The 19,693-nt window shown below is 70.0% G+C and carries 21 protein-coding genes and 2 tRNA genes; 6 read left to right on the forward strand and 17 right to left on the reverse strand.

The genetic code is table 11. The features are described 5' to 3' along the window. Positions 1–56: 56 nt before the first annotated feature. Complete coding sequence (locus ABZ810_RS31095; RefSeq protein ID WP_358409384.1) at positions 57–1,247, forward strand: hypothetical protein; 1,191 nt, start codon at positions 57–59, stop codon at positions 1,245–1,247. Next, positions 1,244–2,089, forward strand: coding sequence for an FkbM family methyltransferase (locus ABZ810_RS31100; RefSeq protein WP_358409386.1), 846 nt, complete (start codon positions 1,244–1,246; stop codon positions 2,087–2,089). The genes ABZ810_RS31095 and ABZ810_RS31100 overlap by 4 nt, the downstream gene beginning before the upstream one ends. Here the strand turns inward: ABZ810_RS31100 and ABZ810_RS31105 are convergent. The 5 genes from ABZ810_RS31105 to ABZ810_RS31125 form a co-directional block, all read right to left on the reverse strand. Next, entirely contained in the window at positions 2,066–2,326 is a 261-nt protein-coding gene (locus tag ABZ810_RS31105) for a hypothetical protein (RefSeq protein WP_358409387.1), read from the reverse strand. The two genes, ABZ810_RS31100 and ABZ810_RS31105, sit on opposite strands and share 24 nt — an antisense overlap. Beyond that, entirely contained in the window at positions 2,323–2,595 is a 273-nt protein-coding gene (locus ABZ810_RS31110) for a hypothetical protein (RefSeq protein WP_358409389.1), read from the reverse strand. Before ABZ810_RS31110 ends, ABZ810_RS31105 begins: the two co-directional genes overlap by 4 nt. Before the next feature lie 357 nt (positions 2,596–2,952). Continuing rightward, positions 2,953–3,831 carry a hypothetical protein gene (locus ABZ810_RS31115; protein WP_358409391.1) on the reverse strand — a complete coding sequence of 293 codons (879 nt, stop codon included), beginning with the start codon at positions 3,829–3,831 and terminating at the stop codon, positions 2,953–2,955. Between the two features lie 65 nt (positions 3,832–3,896). Continuing rightward, positions 3,897–4,100 carry a DUF397 domain-containing protein gene (locus ABZ810_RS31120; protein WP_358409393.1) on the reverse strand — a complete coding sequence of 68 codons (204 nt, stop codon included), beginning with the start codon at positions 4,098–4,100 and terminating at the stop codon, positions 3,897–3,899. Beyond that, positions 4,097–4,948, reverse strand: a complete 852-nt coding sequence (locus ABZ810_RS31125; protein WP_358409395.1) for a Scr1 family TA system antitoxin-like transcriptional regulator — start codon at positions 4,946–4,948, stop codon at positions 4,097–4,099. Before ABZ810_RS31125 ends, ABZ810_RS31120 begins: the two co-directional genes overlap by 4 nt. A gap of 67 nt (positions 4,949–5,015) precedes the next feature. Between ABZ810_RS31125 and ABZ810_RS31130 the strand changes: the two genes are divergently transcribed. Both ABZ810_RS31130 and ABZ810_RS31135 read left to right on the forward strand, forming a co-directional pair. Beyond that, positions 5,016–5,426 (forward strand): ATP-binding protein, encoded by a 411-nt coding sequence (locus ABZ810_RS31130; RefSeq protein ID WP_358409396.1) that lies wholly within the window; start codon positions 5,016–5,018, stop codon positions 5,424–5,426. A 63-nt stretch (positions 5,427–5,489) separates the two neighbouring features. Further along, on the forward strand, positions 5,490–6,242 hold the full coding sequence (locus ABZ810_RS31135; RefSeq protein WP_358409397.1) for a trypsin-like peptidase domain-containing protein: 753 nt from the start codon (positions 5,490–5,492) through the stop codon (positions 6,240–6,242). 108 nt (positions 6,243–6,350) lie between these two features. Here the strand turns inward: ABZ810_RS31135 and ABZ810_RS31140 are convergent, their stop codons facing one another. The 5 genes from ABZ810_RS31140 to ABZ810_RS31160 form a co-directional block, all read right to left on the reverse strand. Beyond that, on the reverse strand, positions 6,351–7,808 hold the full coding sequence (locus ABZ810_RS31140) for a carboxylesterase family protein (RefSeq protein WP_358409399.1): 1,458 nt from the start codon (positions 7,806–7,808) through the stop codon (positions 6,351–6,353). A gap of 87 nt (positions 7,809–7,895) precedes the next feature. Continuing rightward, positions 7,896–7,970 (reverse strand) — tRNA-Met (locus tag ABZ810_RS31145). Between the two features lie 49 nt (positions 7,971–8,019). After that, positions 8,020–8,325, reverse strand: a complete 306-nt coding sequence (trxA, locus tag ABZ810_RS31150) for a thioredoxin (RefSeq protein WP_358409400.1) — start codon at positions 8,323–8,325, stop codon at positions 8,020–8,022. Next, positions 8,213–8,710: a MerR family transcriptional regulator gene (locus tag ABZ810_RS31155; RefSeq protein ID WP_358409402.1), complete on the reverse strand. Its 498-nt coding sequence runs from the start codon at positions 8,708–8,710 to the stop codon at positions 8,213–8,215. Before ABZ810_RS31155 ends, trxA begins: the two co-directional genes overlap by 113 nt. Before the next feature lie 107 nt (positions 8,711–8,817). Continuing rightward, positions 8,818–9,426 (reverse strand): helix-turn-helix domain-containing protein, encoded by a 609-nt coding sequence (locus ABZ810_RS31160; RefSeq protein ID WP_358409403.1) that lies wholly within the window; start codon positions 9,424–9,426, stop codon positions 8,818–8,820. A gap of 89 nt (positions 9,427–9,515) precedes the next feature. On the opposite strand from ABZ810_RS31160, the gene ABZ810_RS31165 reads away from it, so the two are divergent. Continuing rightward, positions 9,516–10,406: an oxygenase MpaB family protein gene (locus tag ABZ810_RS31165; RefSeq protein ID WP_358409404.1), complete on the forward strand. Its 891-nt coding sequence runs from the start codon at positions 9,516–9,518 to the stop codon at positions 10,404–10,406. Between the two features lie 70 nt (positions 10,407–10,476). Here ABZ810_RS31165 and ABZ810_RS31170 read toward each other — a convergent pair whose 3' ends face one another. Both ABZ810_RS31170 and ABZ810_RS31175 read right to left on the reverse strand, forming a co-directional pair. Beyond that, positions 10,477–11,280, reverse strand: coding sequence for an SDR family oxidoreductase (locus ABZ810_RS31170; protein ID WP_358409405.1), 804 nt, complete (start codon positions 11,278–11,280; stop codon positions 10,477–10,479). Further along, complete coding sequence (locus ABZ810_RS31175) at positions 11,277–12,653, reverse strand: cytochrome P450 (protein ID WP_358409407.1); 1,377 nt, start codon at positions 12,651–12,653, stop codon at positions 11,277–11,279. Before ABZ810_RS31175 ends, ABZ810_RS31170 begins: the two co-directional genes overlap by 4 nt. A gap of 185 nt (positions 12,654–12,838) precedes the next feature. On the opposite strand from ABZ810_RS31175, the gene ABZ810_RS31180 reads away from it, so the two are divergent. Beyond that, complete coding sequence (locus ABZ810_RS31180; protein ID WP_358409409.1) at positions 12,839–13,525, forward strand: L,D-transpeptidase family protein; 687 nt, start codon at positions 12,839–12,841, stop codon at positions 13,523–13,525. Here the strand turns inward: ABZ810_RS31180 and ABZ810_RS31185 are convergent. The 5 genes from ABZ810_RS31185 to ABZ810_RS31205 form a co-directional block, all read right to left on the reverse strand. Further along, positions 13,522–16,482, reverse strand: coding sequence for an AMP-binding protein (locus ABZ810_RS31185; protein ID WP_358409411.1), 2,961 nt, complete (start codon positions 16,480–16,482; stop codon positions 13,522–13,524). The genes ABZ810_RS31180 and ABZ810_RS31185 overlap by 4 nt on opposite strands. 105 nt (positions 16,483–16,587) lie before the next feature. Further along, on the reverse strand, positions 16,588–18,240 hold the full coding sequence (locus tag ABZ810_RS31190; RefSeq protein ID WP_358409412.1) for an AMP-binding protein: 1,653 nt from the start codon (positions 18,238–18,240) through the stop codon (positions 16,588–16,590). Between the two features lie 96 nt (positions 18,241–18,336). Further along, positions 18,337–18,717 (reverse strand): DUF3054 domain-containing protein, encoded by a 381-nt coding sequence (locus tag ABZ810_RS31195; RefSeq protein ID WP_358409414.1) that lies wholly within the window; start codon positions 18,715–18,717, stop codon positions 18,337–18,339. 251 nt (positions 18,718–18,968) lie between these two features. After that, positions 18,969–19,042 (reverse strand) — tRNA-Met (locus ABZ810_RS31200). Then, complete coding sequence (locus ABZ810_RS31205; protein ID WP_358409416.1) at positions 19,020–19,688, reverse strand: TetR family transcriptional regulator; 669 nt, start codon at positions 19,686–19,688, stop codon at positions 19,020–19,022. Before ABZ810_RS31205 ends, ABZ810_RS31200 begins: the two co-directional genes overlap by 23 nt. Between the last annotated feature and the right edge of the window lie 5 nt (positions 19,689–19,693).

Here is a 19,693-nt window from a genome sequence, read left to right on the forward strand (position 1 = left end):
TGTTCAACGAACGTGTCTACGTCCACGACACGCAGCTCGTCGACAATCCCCGGGTCGTGGCCGACTTCGGCAGAGCCGACCTGCGGGGCGACAGTTTCTACCGCCTCCTCAGAGACCTCATCGCCTCGGGCGTCGTCGCTGTCGGGCTCCGCGGGCACAACTACCTCCAACGCGAGGACAGGATCGACCCCTGCGAGTCCCTCGGCGACGTCCTCGACTTCTGGAAGAAGATCAGCCCGGACGGCAGGGGCTGGGTCGTCTCACCGATCTCCGACGCCCGCGGCAGGATGATCGAAGAACTCGACGGCGTCATGACCGACGACGGATCCGTCGTCGTCCGCTACGACTACATGCGCACCAAGGACGACTTCATGTGCCAGGTCCGCGCGGCGGCGAACTCGCCGGACTCGGTCCTGGCCGGGCTGCTGTCGCGGCAGCCGATCGAGCTCCGAAGGCTCTATGACGAGATCCTCGCCCGGCCCCGCTTCTCGCACACGCCGATCTTCGCGCTGCTGCACGACTCCGGCCTCCCCGTCAGCGACGAGCTGATCCAGATCCACGGCCTCTTCGACGAGACCGCGCACGCGAGGGCGTTCCACGCACGGGTCATGGGGTCGGACTGGGACTCCGGGCAGAGCGCGGGCCTGGCCGAGGCCGTCCTCGCCGACGAACGGGTGGAGCCGGGGGCGGACGTTCCCGCGCCCGACGCGGCGGAGCTGATGGCGGAGGCGTACCGCATGGTCGAGGGGCCGTCGCCCGAGTTGCTCGCCATGCTGCGCGCCGACGAGATCATGCACCTGCGCGAGCAGGCGCGGGAGCTCTTCGAGATCCAGTCGTACCTCGAAGTCTCCGACGTCCACGCCTCCGACGACGTCCTGGCCGCCGCGCTCGCCGACTGCTCGGCCGCCCACTGGCAGCGCGTCTGCGAGCACATCCGGGCCACCCGCCCGCATCTGACCGTCCAGTCCACCAAGCTCGGCATCTTCCTCCGCAGGAGGGTGCCACGGCTGTCGCAGCTGGCCGAACGGTTCGCGACGACCGGCCTGTCCACGCTCACCGAGGTGGCGGTGAGCGCGGTGCCCTTCGTGGGGGCCGGGCTGACCGACGAGTCGAAACGCGGGATGATGCGGCGCGTGAATCTGGAGTTCGTGTTCTTCACGGAGTCGTCACGCATGCGGGAGCTGCGGAGCTTCTACCCGCAACGCGGCTGGATCACCTCCGACACACGATCGATCGAAGGCCGGTGAGCACCACCCGGGGGGCCACGACGGCTTCTCTGATCCAGTACGACGGACTCAGCTGGGCGCTCAGGCCCGCCAGCGACGACCGCGTCGGCCCCGGACCCCACGAACAGGACATCTGGCGGCTCGCCGCGTCCTTCGCCACGCCCGGCTCCGCGTTCGTCGACGTCGGAGCGCACGTCGGCCACTACTCCCTCCGACTGTCCAGGGACTTCACGCGGGTCATCGCGGTCGAGCCCAACCCGGCCGCCCTCTACACGTTGCACCTGAACCTGCGGCTCAACGACATCACCAACGTCACCGTCCACCCGGTGGCGGCGCACGCATCCGCCGCACGGCTCAGGCTCTGGGACCCCTACAACGTGACCGCGGGAGCCTGCACCCGCACGCTCGCCCTGGACGAGCCCGCGATCCTGCCCGCCGACGGTACCGGCTCGGCTGCGCACACCGGCGTGTTCCTCGACGAGGTGGACGCCCGGCCGATCGACCTGATCGCAGCCAGCTCACCGGAACGGATCGCCCTCATCAAAATCGACATCGAGGGCCTCGAAGGAAGAGCACTGGCCGGCGCGGCCGACACCCTGCGCGCCCACCGACCGGCCCTTCTCATCGAGATGCACGACTCGATGTACGGCCACCACATCAAAACCGACGTGCTCGAACAGCTGTCCCGCCACAACTACACGTGGTGCGAGTTCTCGCTCTACCAGCGATCGAAGATGACGAGCTCGGACATGTGCCCGTACCTCTACGCCGAGCCGCCGGGCACCGGCCGCGCGCAGGAGTTCCTGGACTTCGCCGACCGGGTCAACGAGGACGCCCCCTCACGCTGGGTGACCGTGCTGTGAGACGGCCAGGACGATGATGCGCATCTCCTCGTCCCGCACCCAGCACAGCGCGTCGAAGTCGCCCATCTCCACCTTCACCAGGCCGGTCTCCTTGTCGACCGTCCGCACGTTCCCCGACTCCCGGTCCGTCGACAGGTATTCCAGCGAGTCGACGACATACCTGGCGACCATCGGATCAAAGGACCGGATCGCCCGCGAGGCATGCGCCGCGACAAGGATCTCGTAGTACCCCTTCATCGGGAGATCTCCCGACGCAGATCATCGAGCCGCACGGTCTCCATCCCGGCGTTCAGCTCCGCGATGAGCCTCGCCCCAAGCAAACGATCAGCGACATCCTCCGCCGCACTCAGCGCGTCCATGCCGGCGATGGCCACCTCGTACGGAACCACGGCCGCCGCCACGCGCCCCTCCTGCTCCAGCAGGACCACGTCACCCGCCGCCGCCTGATCAATAGCCTGCCCGACCTCGGCGGCACCAGCAGGCAACCGCAGCGTCCGGCTCTTCATCCCCAGACGCCTCCCCACAAACGGATCAGCAAGTCACCCGGCCCCTCCAAGGTAACCGACGACCAGGAGATACCTATGCGGGGTTCTCAAGAGAGGGCCGTCCCGTCGGCTTTTCCCAGGCAGACAGCCAGGGAGATGTGGGCGAAGACATGGCGACACTCCAAGCAGGAAAATCACTCTTCGTGATCAGATAACTGCGTCTAGTTCTTGCCACTCATGCCCGGAAACAACTCCCCACTGCTCCAGTGGGGCACGCGTACCGGCGCTGAGGGCCTCTGTGACCCATCGCCGCCCAACCCCGAACGCACAGGAGCGGCGGCCCACCACTGGGGGGCCGCCGCTCGAACGTGCCTACATCTACTCGCTGAACAGGTCTTCAACCTGGTCGATCACGAGCGCGCGGCGCATCCACTGCTCCAACTGACCGGTGTCCTCGCATTCCCTGATGCGCGCCTCCGACTTGGCGTCCACCTCGATCCCGCGACCGGCCAGGGCGACCAGGAGCATCCTCGCCTCGCCCAGCACCTTGCCCTCCTCGCGGCCCTCCTCGCGGCCCACTTCTCGGACGCCACGGACGTAGTCGCTGGCGTATTCGTACTGAGCGCTCACGAGAAATTCCTCCAGCCAGAGCTTCCCCGATTCACCGAGGGTGGCGGTGAGCAGGTCGAGATACAGTTTGGCCTTGTCGCCATCGACGGCGTCGAGTGCCTCGGTCACCACCTCAAGGATAGCCGCGCCGTCCTCGCCGTCCCCGTGGGCCAGGCAGGACTGTACGGCCAGTTCGATGTTGTCGAGAGCCTCCTCGACGGTCGTGATCTTCGGGATGGAGTCGGGCCCGATCACCAGAGGCCTCAGGACGAGGCCGGGGTGGCCGAGGTCGATCGGGGCGGCGCAGGCCTTGGCGGCCGTCGTGGTCGGGCAGATGACGATGAGAACCGCCGGGCAGTCATGCCTGAAGCGGGTCTGTGCGAGGTACATCGGCCAGGTCTTGTGTTTCTCCGGCTTGAACTTGAGCTGAACCTCGTAGACCACCGCGAACGTGGTCTTGTCGTCTTCGTCCACGAAGAAGACCGTGCGGTCCATGGTGAGCTGATGGACTTGGGTGGCGTCCTCCGAGGTGAGCCGCGGACGGGAGTTCGCGGGCACCGGGACGCCGAGCTGTGTGCAGAAGTGCCTGGCCAGCTCCGGGTTCTCCCGGACGAGTAAGGCCAGCGCCTCATGCTTGATCGAGGGCATGGCCAGGACTATAAGCAGCGGGTATGACTCTTTGGATTGGGAACGCTACTTAAAGTTCTTGCCACTCATGCCCGGAAATAACTCTCCTTGAGATGGGCCAGCAGGGCCGCGACGTCCGCGCGAGTGAAGGTCAGCACGCCGCCGTCAGGGTCCTTGGAGTCACGCATCCCGATCCGCCCCGCGCGCAGCGTCGCCAGCTCCACGCAGTTGCCATGATCACCGCCGCTGTGGCTACTCTTTCGCCAACGCGGTCGCTCAGAGGGGTTCACAGGGCCTCCCGTATCTCCTCGATGAGAAGTCGAGTCTGGTCGACAGGCAAAGCCACAGATCTGATCAGATCGTATGCCTCGTCCAGCCTCGCGACGAGATCTGGATCTACGACCATCCGGCCCGTCCCGCCGAGACCTTCTTGAAAGGCCGTATCACAGCCCTCTTTAAAGCTCATGAGGGTGACGTCACCGGCCAGCCCCGCATGGGCGGCAGTACGTCCGGGGACCACCTGGATCGTGATGTGCGGCTGACACAGGGATCGGTCCAGGTGCGCAAGCTGCTCTCGCAGGACTTCCGGACCCCCGATCGGCCGCCTGAGGGCTCCCTCTTCCACGATCGCCAGGAGTTTTGGAGGGGCTTTTCTCTCAAGGATCTGCTGCCTGCGCAGCCGTTCCGCCACAACTTCATCCGCGCGGTCGGCCGACAGACTGACCAGGGCCAACGTGCGCGCATAGGCCTCGATCTGAAGCAGGCCCGGCACGAGAGTAGGCACGTATACCCGAATCCGATCAGCCTCTGCTTCATGCTCGTAGAAGCTGCGGGCGGCTGCCGGGATCTGGTCTCGGGCGGCTAGTTCCCAGTGTTCGGTGAAGTAGTCGGTTTTGAAGGTGGCGTCGAGGAGGCGGGCTATCTGCTCGTCGGGGGACTTGTGGGCGTGCTCCAGCTTGCTCAGGTGGCCGGCGCTGCACGCCAGGCGTTCGGCGAGCTGCTCCAGGGACCAGCCCTTGGCCTCGCGGAGGGTGCGGATCTTCCAGCCGTAGTGCTCGGCGAACGAGCCGTTCGGGTCGAGCGGGTTCGAGGGGCGTCCCATTGTTGCCGCTTCCTTCCGGCACGAAAACGTGGTCACGACGCTACGCGGAGTGAGTGACGCTTGGGGCCCGGACCGGGACGAGGAGGCCGTGGAAGTGAGCGTCATGACGAGTGAACCGAAAGTGGACGACCCGTTCATCTTCACGCTGGCCCTCAGGCCCGTGCCGGAGGCGATCAAAGCGGCGCGCGATCTGGTGGCGGGGGCGTGGGCGCACTGGGGGTTGACCGATGACTATCCGGCGCGGCTCGTGGTCTCGGAGCTGGCGACCAACGCGATCAACGCGTCGACGGCGGGTCAGCACGTGGTGGTGCGGTGCTACCTCGGTGAACGCGGGGTCGCGGTGATCGAGGTGTGGGACGAGTCGCCGGAGCCGGTCGTCATGAGGCACGTCGGGACGCGGGACGAGAGCGGGAGGGGTGTCTACATCCTCGACCAGATCGCGCTCGACTGGCAGGTGCTCCGTACAGGCGAGGGCGGGAAGGTCGTCCGGGTCGAGATGGCCGCCGGGGATTGACAGGAGTTACTAGCAGACGTCAATGTCTGTTTGGAAAATCTCCCCCAGCAGAGAGCGGATCACATGTCACGAACAGCACGGGTGCTGACCATGCTCGGCCTGGCCGCGGGGTTCGTCGCGGTGAGCGGGACGCCCGCGCACGCCGCGATCCCCACGCTCGGGGGCGGGAGCGGGATCGTGTTCGACCAGGGCAAACCCGGTGCGCCGACCCCGGCCACAGGCCTCGGCTGCACGCTGACGGCGGTCGGGTACGACCGGTCGGACAACCTGGTCGCGCTGACCAACGCGCACTGCTTCACGGCGGCGGACGGCACGAAGCTGATCGGTGACGAGGTCTACCGCGACAAGTCGCCGGCGGGCACGAGCGTGAACTGGGCGACCAAGGTGGAGGCCGATCTGGACGCCGGGCCCCTCGGCACGGTCGCGTACGTGAGCGAGCAGAACAACCTGCTGAGCGGCGGGCCTCCCGGGCTCGACTTCGCGGTGATCAAGCTCGACCCGGCCAGGGTCGCGCCGACGAAGACCGTGGGCGGGGTGACCCTGACGTCGGTGGGGCCGCCGCCCGCCGCCGGCACCATCATGTGCAAGGAGGGCCACACGACCGGCCTGACCTGCGGGATGAAGCTCGGCACCAACGGCAAGTGGTTCACCCACACCGTCTGGACGTGGTCGGGCGACTCGGGCTCACCGGTGGCCGTGGGTCAGACGCTCGTCGGCAACGCCTGGGGCGCGCAGCACTCCTCGCCGATCCTCAGCATCATCGACGAGATGAACGCCAACGGCGGCGTCGGCGCCGGATTCCGCCTCGCGACCTAGTCGAACCGGCGGTGGACGGCCTCTGTGCGCCCGCGCCGAGTACGGAGTCGGCGAGCTCCGTGCTCGGCCCGGGAAGGGGCACGCCGATCGAGCCGCGGCCCAGGGGCGCTAGACCAGCCAGGCTTTGCGGTCGTCGCCTCGGGGGTCGTGGGCGACGTCGTTCGTGGTGCCGTCGAAGACCTTGACGGGGCGGGACGCGGTGTCGAAGCGGGGCCAGCCGGGGTCGCCGTGGACGGCGAAGTCGACCCAGGCCTTGTGCATGGCGTCCGCCAGGGCCTGGGGCGGGTTCTCGCCGGCCATGCCGAGGACGTCGGGCGAACGGAGGTTGTCGAAGACGAAACCGAGCTCCAGGGCGTGGCAGGCGCCGAGCTCGAGGTTCGGCGAGCACCAGGCGAACTCGTACATCCAGGTGGACGGATGGGTCTCGGCGATGCGGTTGGCCGGGAGGCGGAAGAAGCTGTCGGTGATCAGCAGCGCGAGGACCTCGCCCGCCGAGAGGTCGGGGTGGGCGTCGCGGTACGCGGAGGTGATCGCGGCGTCGATGCCGAAGCCGGTGGCGACGATGCTCACCAGGTCGGGGGTGAGCGCCGCGGCCAGGCCGTTCGGCATCAGGAAGAGGCGGAACTCCTCGGCCGTGTAGCCGAGGAGCAGGTCCACGTCGCGGCCGGCGCCGTCGGCGATCGCGTCCTCGGCGCGGCGGGTGTAGAGGTCGCCGTCCAGCACGGGCGTCAGCGACATGGCGGACGCGGCGGTGGTGCGGCCCCAGCGGCCCGGGTCGGGCAGGGCCGACACCTCGGCGGCGACCGCGGCCTGGACGGGGATGATCGCGGCCGGGTCGAGGGCGGCGAACCCCTCGGCGGTGGGCTCGACGCCGAGGCGGGACGCCATCTCCTTGGTGACGAGCAGGGCGTCCTCGGGCGCCTGGGCGATGCTGCCGGCGCCGCTCTGCGCGATGGCGCGGTGGAAGAGCCCCAGGTCGAGGGAGAGCAGGGTGGTGACGCTCATGGCGCCGGCGGACTCGCCGAACGCGGTGACGCGGCCGGGGTCGCCGCCGAACGCGGCGATGTTGTCGCGCACCCATTCCAGCGCGGCGATCTGGTCGCGCAGCCCCCGGTTGAGCGGCGCGCCGGGCAGGTTGGCGAAGCCCTCGACGCCGAGCCGGTAGTTGATCGTCACGCAGACCACGCCGTCGCGGGCGAAGTTGCGGCCGTTGTAGACGTCGACCGAGCCTGACCCGTTGCGGAACGCGCCGCCGTGGATCCACACCATGACCGGCAGCCGGGCGCCGGTGTCGGGCGTCCACACGTTCAGGTTGAGGCAGTCGTCGCCGGGGACGTCCGGGTCGGGCAGCAGCGTGTCGTACGGGCGCGGGTAGCCCGGCTTGGGCGCCGTGGACCCGTAGGCGGTGGCGTCGCGGACGCCGTCCCAGGGCTCGGGCGGCACCGGCGGCCGGAACCGGTTCGCACCGAACGGGGGCGCCGCGTAGGGGATGCCGAGGAAGGCGGCGATCCCGTCCTCCACGGTGCCCCTGACCTTGCCGTACGACGTCTGGACGACCGTTTCCATGCGCGCGCCTCCGCTAGAACGAAGCTCGATCAGCCGAAGCGTACGCCAAAACGCTCAGACCCTCCGAAGAGGGCCTGGGCGTCCATGTGGCGGGGACAGGATTCGAACCTGCATGACCCGGCTTATGAGACCGGTGGGCTTCCGAGTTGCCTCCACCCCGCATCGATGTCTCCAGGGTAGGGAGGCTTACGGGCCGGCTCAATCGAATAAATCAGAGGTGCGGCTCGACCTCGGCGAGGAGGCGGCGCTTGGGGCGCGCGCCCACGATCTGGTGGACGACCTCGCCGTCGCGGAAGAGCTTGAGCGTCGGGAAGCCCATCACCCCGTACCGGGCCGCGATCCCGGGCTCGTCGTCACCGTTGATCTTGACGATGGTGAGCCGGTCGCCGTACTCGGCGTCGATCTCATCGAGGATCGGCGCGATCATCTTGCACGGCGGGCACCACTCCGCCCAGAAGTCGACGAGGACCGGCCGGTCGCCGTTCAGCACCTGCTCGTCGAAGTTCTCGCTGGTCACCGTGATCATCATGCTCCCCGGGAAAGAAGGCGCAGCCCGGCCGGGCCCGCGCCAGCTGATCGGCCACCTCGGCCCTTCTCCGGATCAGGATGCGGATCTCCGCGTCGATCTCGGCGAGCTTGCGCCGGTAGACCGCGACCGACTCGGGGCACGCGTCCCCGGCCTCCTCGCCCGAACGCAGGCACTCCACGAACGGCCGGGCCTCCTCCAGCGAGAAGCCGGATGCCAGCAGCGCCCTGATCTCCTCGACCAGCCGGAGGTCGGACTCCTCGTACTCGCGGTACCCGTTGGCCCCGCGCCGCGCGGAGATCAGCCCCTGCTTCTCGTAGTAGCGCAGCGACCTCGTGCTCACGCCGGCACGGTCCGCCAGCTCGCCGATCCGCATCGCCGCACCTCCTGATCCGTCAGCGACGGTAGTCCTTGACACCGGCGCCAAGGTCAACCCCCGGGAGCGGGCGTTCATGCCCGGTCAGGGTGTGCGGCCGTGCCCGGTCAGGCGTGCAGCATGCGGGTGAGGTAGTCGCGGGCGAACGTGCGCATGGCCTGCTCGTCGTCCAGCGTCAGGCCGCCGCCGGGGAGGAGCAGCAGGGAGACGGCGACGCGCAGCAGGACCTCGGCGACGGTGGTGAAGTCCTGCGGGTCGTCGGGGCGGGCGCGGCGGAGCCGGTCGGCGAGGATGTCGCGGGCCGCGACCATGACGGCGCCGCCGTTCATGCTGAGCTGCGGGAGGAACGCCTCGGGCTCGCTCTCCAGCACGCGCCTCATCAGCGGGTGGCTGCGGGCGCCCTGCAGCCCGGCGACGAACCCCTCGACCACGGCGTCCTCGGGGGTGGGCAGCTCTTCGGTGGCGGCGGCGATGGCGGTCAGGAAGCGGCGGCACTCGCGCAGGATCACGGCCTGGAGGAGCTGCTCCTTGTTGGTGAACCGCCGGTAGATCGTGGTGCGGGCGACCCCGGCCCGCTTGGCGACGTCCTCGACGCTGACCCGGCGCAGCCCGTACGTCTCGAACTCCGCCAGCGCGGCGTCGAGGATACGGGTGTCCAGGTCATCGGTGTCGGGAGCCGCCGCCAGCAGCCCGGTGAGCGTCGCGTCCGTGGTCATGCTCCGCACTCTATTGCCACCCCCTGTCTCTCAGAACGATACATAGCTACAATCATCGTAGTTTTGTTGCGCAGACACGGACGGTGGAGATGACGGAGTCCAGCGAAGGGTCCGGCGAACGGCACCTCGAACGGTCCCCCGAACGGCCGCTCGGGCCGGAGTCGCTCACGTGGCGCTACTTCGGCGACACCCGGATGTTGCTGGTGGGGCCGCGCGCCGCGGTCCTGCAGAACATGCTCCCCGCGCTCGGCCAGGGCGTGCTCGACCACTCGGTGTTCTTCTCCGAGACGTTCGCGCGCCTCAAGCGCTCGGCCGGGCCGATCCTCGACACCGTGTACGGCGGTGCCCGCTCGCGCGAGACGGGCGAGAAGGTCCGCGACTACCACCGCGAGATCAAGGGCACGATGCCCGACGGCGGCCGGTACCACGCGCTCGATCCGGAGACCTACTTCTGGGCGCACGCGACGTTCCTCGACACCATGCTCTACTGCGTCGAGACGTTCATCAGGCCGCTCGGCGAGCGCGAGAAGCGGCGCGTCTACGAGGAGTCCAAGACCTGGTTCCGCATGTACGGGGTCAGCGACCGCGCGATGCCCGAGGACTGGGAGGCCTTCCAGGCGTACTGGAAGCGCATGCTCGAAGAGGAGATCGTCGCCCACAGGACCGCCCGCTACGGCGTCGGCTACGCCACCAAGGGGCTCCCCGCCCCGCCCAAGGTGCCCGCCGCGTTGTGGCGCCGCGTCTCCCCGCCGCTGAACGCGGTCGCCCGCTTCGTCACGGTCGGCGGCCTGCACCCGCGCATGCGCGAACTCCTCGACCTGCCCTGGAGCGCCGCCGACGAACGCCGTTACCGGCGCTTCGCCGCCACCGTCCGCCGCCTGAACGGCGTGTGGCCCCTGCTGCCCGAGGCCGTCCGCTACCTCCCGCAGGCCCGCAAGGCCTTCCGCCGCGACGGCCGTCCGCGCGGATCCCGCCCCTGACACGCGCGGAGCGCCGTGCCCCTCGCGGACGTTCACGAGGCGCACGGCGTTCCGCGACCAGCCGGACGGGTCAGCCGCGGATACGGGCGTCGTAGGACTTGCGGGCGTCCGCGTCGTACTCAAGGAAGATCTTGTCGAGCCCGTAGCGGCGGGAGATCGCCTGCTTGAACCGGTCCGGGAAGAGCGCGCCGAGCTTGGCCTGCCGGCCGAGCTTGCGCGGCACGGCGACCTGCGGCCGCGGCGTGCCGATGAGCTCGACGACGGCCGCCGCGATGTCCTCCGGCTCGCAGTTCTTCTGCCCCTTGGGGCTCTGCGTGCCCGCGATCAGCTCGGTGTTGGTGAACGTGGGCAGCACCGCCGACACGTGCACGCCGGTCGACTGGACCTCCAGCCGGGTCGCGTCGGTGAACAGGATGACGGCGGCCTTGCTGGCGTTGTAGAGCGCCAGCCCCGGGGTGGGCAGGACGCCGGCCAGCGACGCGATGTTGATGATGTGGCCCCGGCCGCGCGGCGTCATGCGGCCGAGGGCGAGCTTGGTGCCGAGCATCACGCCGTGCACGTTGATGTCGAGGCAGCGGCGGGCGTCGGCGTCGCTCTCCTCGGTGACGGGGCCGATCGGCATGATCCCCGCGTTGTTGACGAGCACGTCGAGCGGGCCCACCTCGGACTCGACGGCGTCGAGGAACGCGGTGAACGAGTCGCGCGAGGTGACGTCCACCGTGAACGCGGCGACGCCGAGCTTCTCGCCCGCCTCCTTGGCGGCGGTCTCGTCGATGTCGCCGATCGCGACGGTGGCGCCCTTGGCCTTGAGGGCGCGGGCGGTGGCGAAGCCGATGCCGCGCGCGGCGCCGGTGATGGCGATGACCTTGCTCACTGGGCAGACTCCAGTCGTTCGAGTTTCACGGGCAGCCCGTCCTTGGGCGAGGGCAGGGAAGTGGTGTCCAGCGGCCACTCGTAGCGTGCGGGCACGCTCCAGCGGTACGTCTGGACGAGCTGGTGGAGGATGCTCTTGACCTGCATTCCGGCGAAGTGCAGGCCGATGCACTTGTGCGCGCCGCCGCCGAACGGCTGCCACGCGTACTTGTGCGCCTTGTCCTCGCGGCGGCCGTCGGCGAACCGTTCCGGGTCGAAGCTCTTGGGCTCCGGCCACCATTCGGGCATGTGGTGGTTGGTCAGCGTCGGCACCACGACGGTCGTGCCGGCCGGGATGTGGAAGCCGAGGATGGAGGTGTCCTTGACGACCTTGCGCGGCAGCGCCGGGACGGGGGCGACCAGCCGGGTCGCCTCCTTCATCACCAGGTCGATCGACACGAGCGAGTCGAGGTCGTCGAACTCCAGCACCGGCTTGCCGAGGGCGAGCGACTCCTCCCGGACGCGCTCCTGCCACTCGGGGTGCTTGGCCAGGTAGTAGGCCATCGTCGTCAGCGTGATGGTGGTGGTGTCGTGCGCCGCCATCAGCGCGAAGATCATGTGGTTGACGACGTCGTCGTCGCCGAACCGGTGGCCGTCGTCGGTCTCGGCCTGGCAGAGCGCGGCGAACAGGTCGTCGCCGCCGTCGCGCCGCTTGGCGGGCAGGTGCTCGCGGAAGAACGCCTCCAGCACCTTCCGCGCCTTGAGCCCCTTGTGCCAGCGCAGGCCCGGCACGGGGAACCGCACGTACGCGGTGCCCGCGCGGACGGCGTCGATGAACGCGCCGTTGATCCGGTCGGCTTCGGCACGGTCCAATTCGACGCCCATGAAGACGTCGGTGGCCAGGTCGAGCGTCAGCTGCTTGAGGTGGTCGTAGACCTTGAAGTCGCGTCCGGGCTCCCAGGACTGGAGGCCCTCCTTGATCCCGGGCGCCATCGCGTCCATGTAGGCGCGCAACCGCGGCCTGTTGAACGCCTGCTGCATGATGCGCCGGTGGTGCAGGTGCTCCTCGAAGTCCAGGAGCATGATGCCGCGGTAGAAGAAGGGCCCGATGAAGTAGCTCCAGGCGGGCCCGTTGGCGAACGCCTTGTCCCTGTTGACCAGGACGGTCTCGGCCGCCTCCGGCCCCTGCACGGTGACGATCCGCTGCCCCAGCAGCCAGCCCCAGGTGACCGGGCCGAACTGCTCGTACCGCTTGCGGGCGACCTCGAATGGGTGCCGCATCGTCTGGATCGTGTTGCCGATGTAGGGGATGCCGGGCTCGCCGCGCACCGGCTTGAGCTCGCTGCCCTCCGGGGGTTCGGCGAGGATGCTGGTGGCCCGTTGGGAAAGAGGCATGGACCCTCCGGCCGAGGAACAGATGTGCGGAATGTGTAGCTTTGTTGTAACGCACCTGACGACCGGATGTCCAGGATCGCCGCCGGGCCAAAAATGACTCGCCGGTCACACCGGGTCCGTAAAGGTTCCGCCGCGGCGCCGCGTGCCCTGACCTGCCCGCCGATGCCGCCGCCTAGCCTCCACGCATGATCGCAGGCACCGCGCTCGCCGCCGCGAGCCTTCTGCTCCCGGCCGCCGCGCCCCTCGCGGCCGCCCCACCGGCACTCGCCCCGCCGGCGGCGCGCATCGCGGGCGCCACCGGCCCCGACATCCGGGATCTGCAGAAGCGCCTGAAAGAGCTGCACTACGACCCGGGCCCGGTCACCGGCACGTTCGACGAACGCACCCGGGTCGCGGTCTGGGCGTTCCAGAAGGCCAACCGCATCCAGCCCAGCGGCGCGATCAACGCCCGTACCCGCGGCGCGCTCGAGCACCCCCGCGCACCCCGCGCGCTCGTGACCGGGAAGGCGGCCCGCAACCGCGTCGAGATCAGCAAGCGCAGGCAGCTGCTGGTCGTCTACCGCAAGGGCAGGATCGCCCTCATCACGCACGTCTCGACGGGTTCCGGCCGGAGCTACTGCGGCCCGAACGGCTGCGGCGTCGCCCGTACCCCGAGCGGCGACTTCACCGTGTTCCGCCGCCTGGGCGGCTGGCACCGGTCAGCGCTCGGCTACATGTACCGCCCGCTCTACTTCCACGGCGGGTACGCCATACACGGCTCGCTCAGGGTCCCGCGCCGCCCGGCCTCGCACGGCTGCGTTCGCGTCCCCATGCACACCGCCGACCTGCTCCCCCGCCTGGTCCGCAACGGCACCCGCGTCCACGTCCGCTAACGGGCCTTCGCGGACGGGCCGCGGAAGAGGCGGCGGCGGGCGGTCTCGGTCAGCAGCCGATACGCGCCCGAACGGTCGCGGTAGTAGGCGCGCTTCTCGGACGGGGCGGGGATGCCCTCCTCGCGCAGCGGCGCGGTGCGCAGGCGGCGGCCCGCGGTGACCGGGATGTCGTCCACGACGCGGACGAGCGCGGGCCGCAGCCCGGGCTCGACGCGCAGCAGCGCCTCGGAGAGGTCCACCGGCTTGACCTCGGCGTCGCCGCGCAGGCTGACGGCCGCGACGGCCACCTCGGTGTCGCCCATCGGGATGCCGTAGACGGCGACGGCGTCGATGTAGGGCAGGTCGCCGAGCGCGTCGCGGATCGGGCCGGGCGGGACGATGCCCTCCGTCGTCCGGATGAGCTCGGCGTCCCGGCCGACCAGCCAGAAGTCGCCGTCGGAGTCCCGGCGGAAGAGGTCGCCGGTGACCGTCCAGGCGTCCTCGGGACGGAAGACGCCGCGCAGCACCCGGGCGTTGGCGCCGATCCGGCTCGGCTTGACCCGCGCGACCAGCATGCCGATCTCGCCCGGCTCGCACTCCTGCGCGAAGCCGTGCCGGTCCTCGACCAGCCGTCCGTTCTCCAGGTCGTAGCGGGCCAGCCGCACCTCGGCGCTGCCGGGCAGCGGGCGGCCCAGCGAGCCGGGCTTCTTCCCGCTCAGGTTGACCAGGATCGCCTCTCCCTCGGTCGCGGCATAGAACTCCAGGACGCGCGCGGGGGCGAACCGGTCCTCGACGCGGCGCCACAGGCCGCGCGGCATGCCCGACCCGATGAACAGCCGCACCGGATGGTGCCGCTCCCCCGGGTGCGGCGGCGCGTTGACCAGGTCGCGCAGCGACGTCCAGGTGTACGAGGCGACGGTGACGCCGTAGCGGCGCGTCTCGTCCCAGAACGTCTCCGGGTCGTACGCGCTGGCCAGGGCGAGCCGCGCGCCGCCCGCGACCGCGCCGCCCAGGCTCATGAGCAGCGCGGACGGGTGGTGCAGCGGCGTGATGCTGTAGACCGTGTCGGCCGGCGAGAGCGCCGCGGACGAGGCGGTGCCGAACGCCGACAACGCCCAGCGCCGGTTGGTGATCCGGGCGGCCCGCAGGTGCTCGCCGTCGCCGGTGAACAGGACGCACGCGACGTCGCCGGCGCGCCCCGGGTTGGGCCGGTACCAGCCGGGCGGCTCGACGCCGTCCGGGTCGATGCGTTCCATGTCGGTGAGGGGCAGGCCGATGTCGCGCTCGCCGCCGCCCCCGCCCAGCAGGTAGCAGGGGACGTCGCCGGACAGCTCGCAGGCGCGGGCCGCGTTCTCCGGATCGGCGACCACCCGCGTCACCCGCGCGAGCTGGATCTCCCGGGCCAGGTCCCCGTCCGTCCGGTGCAGCACCGCGACCGCGCCGAGCCTGCTCAGGGCCGCGACCAGCGCCAGCGCGCTGGGCCGCGTCTCCATCAGCACGCCCACCGCGTCGCCCTGCCGGACGCCGATGCTGATCAGGCCACGGACGACCGCGTCGATGCGCCCCTTGGCCGCCGCCTGCGTGTGGGCGCGCCCCTCGTACAGGAAGAAGACGCCCTCGGGCGTACGTTCCCACTGCTCGTCCAGCAGCAGCCCGAGCGACATGCGGGTGTCGGACTGGATGCGCTCGAGCCGGGCGAGCCGCGGCAGGTTCTGCGTGGCCTCGCCGACGAGCTGGCGGCCGCCGCGCACCGCGCGCGAGAACGTCACCGCGGCCGACCGCACCGCGCTCGCGCCCACGCCCGTCGCCAGCTGGACGCCGTAGCCGACCGTGCCGCCGGGCGGGCTCGGGGCCTGCGTGCCCTCGTCGCCCTTCACCGGCATGACGACCTCCGGAAGGTCGCCCTCACCGGACCGCCATCGGGCCCACTCGGCCACCGCCGGCCAGGTCTGTGCCATGGCGAGAGATCCCACCACCAGGCCGAAATGCCCGGCGCGCAACGACGCCTCGTACACCTGTGCCCGCGGCGCCGCCCGCCGGATGCCCCGCACCATCGGCGGCGGCGCGATCTCGTCGACCTCGCCGACGAACGTGAGCACCGGGCAGCTGATGTCGGCCAGCGTCACCAGCCGGTCGCCGATCACGAACCCGCCGGTCAGCATGCGGTTGTGCTGGATGAACTGGCGCAGGAACTCGGCCAGCGCCGGCCCCGGCCAGGCGACCCAGCCCTCACGTTCGAGGAAGCGCCGCTGACGCTCGCGCGGGGCGAGCCGTTCCCGGTCGTGCAGCTGCCGGATGAAGTCGACCCGGCTGCGCACCGACTTGACCGGGCTGAGCAGCTGGAAGCCGGTCCTGGTCACCCACCCCGGAACGGCGACGTTGCCCAGCAGCCAGTCCGGGATGCGCCCGGCCCCCTCGGAGGCCACCCAGCTGGGCAGCCCGAACGGCAACCCGACACTGATATCAGCCGGGCTGCCGAACGTGATCAGCGAGGCAATGCCCTTGCTCCTGCGATAAGCGGCGGCCTGGTAAACGAACATCCCACCCTGCGAGTACCCGGCCAGATGAACGTCCTGCCCCGTAGCCTCGCGGATCCGCTCGACGGCGTCGCTCACCGCCACCACATGGTCGGTGATCGTCCGCTCCAGCCCTCCCGGCTCCCGCTCGGGCGCGCCGAAGTCGACGACCCACGGGTCGACGCCCAGCTCGTGCAGGGTGGCCACCGCGCTCACCCGCGACGAGATGTCGTACACCTCGGCGGTGATCATCAACGGCGGCACCAGCAACATCGGCGGCCGCTTCTCCGAGCCGCCCGGGTAGTAGTGCTTCAGCCGGTAGACCCGTTGCTCCGTGACCACCTCGCTGGGCGACGCGTCCACGTCGGTGTCGAGGTCGAGCCCGCCGAACCGCGCCACCTCCAGCGCGTTCTGGGCGGTGGAGCCCAGGCGGGCGCCCAGGCGGAAGAGCGCTGTGGTCACTGGTGGCATCGTCGCCTCTCACGCAGGGTCAACGACATGTTGTCCGGTAAAGCCGGAATTATCAACAAGTGATCAGGCGAGTCGGCACCCGGGCGAGAGACCAGGTCAGGACACCACGCGCGCACCCGGCATCTCGCCGCCCTGCAAGCGCTCCCACATGTACCGCCGCCGCGGCTTGCCGCTGCTCGTCCGCTGGATGAGCCCGGTCCCGACCACGATGGTGACCTCGACCCCCTCGTCGCCCAGCCGCCGCCGCAACATCTCCCGCACGCCCGGCGCCCACGCGTCGTCCGCCGTCTCGGCGAACAACGCCAGCCCCTTCTGCCCGGCGCCGGGAACGGCCGTGACCACGATGCGCCCCTTGCCCAGCCCCGTGGTCTCGGCGATCTTGGCCTCGAGGTCCTCGACGTACACCGAACGGCCGCGCACCTTGATGCTGTCGCCCATCCGGCCGAGCACGAAGAGCTGCCCCTCATGGAAGAACCCGGCGTCCCCCGTAAAAACCTTCCCGCCGGCAAATCGCGTCGACTTACCCTCCGCACCCGCGTAATAGCCCGGACAGGCCGACTCGCCGCCCACCACGATCTCGCCGAGATGCCCCTCGGCCAGCTCACGCCCGTCGTCATCCACGATCGAGACCGGCACGTCCTCCTGCGGTGTCCCGCAGCCGACCACCCAGCCCGTCTTGGCGCCCACCGACCTGGGCCCCAGCCCGTGCTGCTCCAGGATGCGCACCGGCTGCCCGAACGCGAGCGACTCGTTGTCCGGCCGCACAGCGAGCGGATCGCGCGCCACCTCGTCGAGCGTGACCAGCAGAGTCGTCTCCGCCATGCCGAAGGCGGGCTTGAACGCCGTCCGCGAGAACCCGAACGGCTCCAGCAGCTCGGCGAAGACCTCCAGCGAGTGCGGGTCGATCGGCTCGGCCCCGATGATCGCCGTCTTCCACCCGGACAGGTCGACACCCTCAAGCTGCTCCGGCTTCACCCGCCGGGCCACGTACGAGTACGCGAACGGCGGCGCCGCGGTGTGCCGCGCCTCCGCGAAGCAGCGGATCCACCTGGCGGGATCGCGAATGAAGTGGTCCGGCCGCATGAGCAGCAGGTTCGCCTGCTGGGCGATCGGCGTCAGGAAACAGCCGATCAGGCCCATGTCGTGGTAGAGCGGCAGCCAGGAGGCGACGGTGTCGTCCTCGTCGAACCCCGCGCTGCGCGCGATCAGCTCGCTGTTGGCCTCCAGGTTGTCCCAGGTGACCATGACCCCCCGCGGCGCACCGCTGGAGCCCGAGGTGAACTGCAGCAACGCCAGCTCCCCCGCCTCCTGCACAGGCGTCTCGGTCTCGGCCTGCCGCGGCTCCCACGGCTCACCCGCCAGCCCCGCCTGCTCCATCGCCCGCGCCGCCAGCGGCGCCAGGTCGGCGGACGCGATCGTCAGCACCGGCTTCGCCTGCCGCAGGATCGCCGCGACATGCGCCACGTAGTCGTCGCCGTCCTGGAACAGCGGCGGAGTGATCAGGCAGACGGTGGCACCCGCCGCCCACACCCCGAAGTACGTCTCCATACACGTGAAGTCGGTCGGCAGGACCATGCAGACCACGTCACCCGGCCGCACCCCGGCCTCGATGAGCGCCCCACCCGTACGGCGGGCGGCGCCGGCCAGTTCGCCGTAGTCGCGGAACTCCCAACCCCCATCGTCGGTGGCCAGGCGCACTCCGCGGCGGTGGTTCGGCTTGTCCAGCCAGTCGCGCAGCGCTGATGTCATCGTGTCCCCTTCGCGTGCTGACCGTCACACACGTGACTCGTGGGTAACTTCACCAGGGCCGCCGTATCTGCGTCAACTACGACGATCACAAAGTGATCAGTTCTGCACCTGGTGACCTTCCCGGCGCCTGAGGACCGTCACCCGGGCCACCGCCCGCCACCCCACCAGAGTCGCCCCCGTGAACAGGGTCGCGACAACGACGAACGCCACCGCCGTCCCCTGTCCGGAAAGAGCCCGCAGCACCATCCCGGCCACCACGGTCGTCACCCAGATCCCGACCCCCACCGGCAGAACCCCAAACGGCTCACGCCACGCCCGAGTAACACCCCACCCAAGAGCAAGCCCCACCAAAAACGGCCAGAACGTGGTCAAGAACCCGCCCAGGCCGCCCGAATCATCATGATTGGCCCGCCCGATCAGGACGAACACCACCAAGCAACACAAGTCCAGCCCCCCGGCCGCCACCACTCTCCGCATACGTCAAGCCTACGAAACCCCCGCACCACCCAAGAGCCGGGGCAAGGGAGCCAAGCCACAGGAGGCAAGGGACGAAGCCCCAAAAAGGGGACAAGGGAGCGAAGCCACACAGGGGGGCAAGGGGCGAAGCCCCAAAGGGGGCGTGGGGGCGAAGCCACCACATCGGGGGTTCCAGGGGGTCGTCCCCCTGGGGGAAATGGCGAAAGGGCCAGCGGCTCACGCAAACGTGAGCACACTGACCCCAGGACCAGTAGCGGGGGCAGGATTTGAACCTGCGACCTCTGGGTTATGAGCCCAGCGAGCTACCGAACTGCTCCACCCCGCGGTGATGTCTTAACTCTATAGGGTCCGGCAGGTGAACGCGAACCGATTGCCGGAGCGTCGAGCGCCGCGGTGAGCATCTCCACGAGGTCGGCCACGAACGTTTCGTGCCCCAGCAGCGAGTCCTCCCTGCCGCTGCGGTCGGCGAGCGCCGCGGTGAGGAACGCGATGAACACCGAGATTCGTTCCAGCGCCAGCTCCTCGGGCAGGAACCCCCGGCAGATCTCCTCCAGCATTTCGAGCTGCCGGGCGATGGCCGTCCCCTGGATCACCAAGGGCACCGAGTGCGTCCGTACCCCCGCCTGCCCGGCCACCTGGACAACGATCCGCAGGAAATCGCGCCCGTCCTCACTCAGCAGCTCGTCCGCGATCGGCCCCACGATCGCACCGACGACCCCCCGCAGGTCACCGGCCTCGAGCGTCTCCAAAGCCGCAGCCCTGACCGGCTCCATCCGCTCGACCCCGGCCCGGAGGATCGCCTCCAGCAACCCGCGCCGCGACCCGAAGTGGTACGTGATGGCCGAGTCGTTGCCCTGCCCCGCGAGCGCCACGATGTCCCTGGTCCGCGCCGCGTCGACCCCGTCCCTGGCGAAGAGCCGGGCGCCGGCCCACAGCAGCCGTTCCTTGGTCGCCCTTGCGTCTCTCGGCACGCCGA

Origin of the sequence: Spirillospora sp. NPDC047279, assembly GCF_040643285.1 — a bacterium.
In the GTDB taxonomy this organism is placed as follows: Bacteria; Actinomycetota; Actinomycetes; order Streptosporangiales; family Streptosporangiaceae; genus Spirillospora.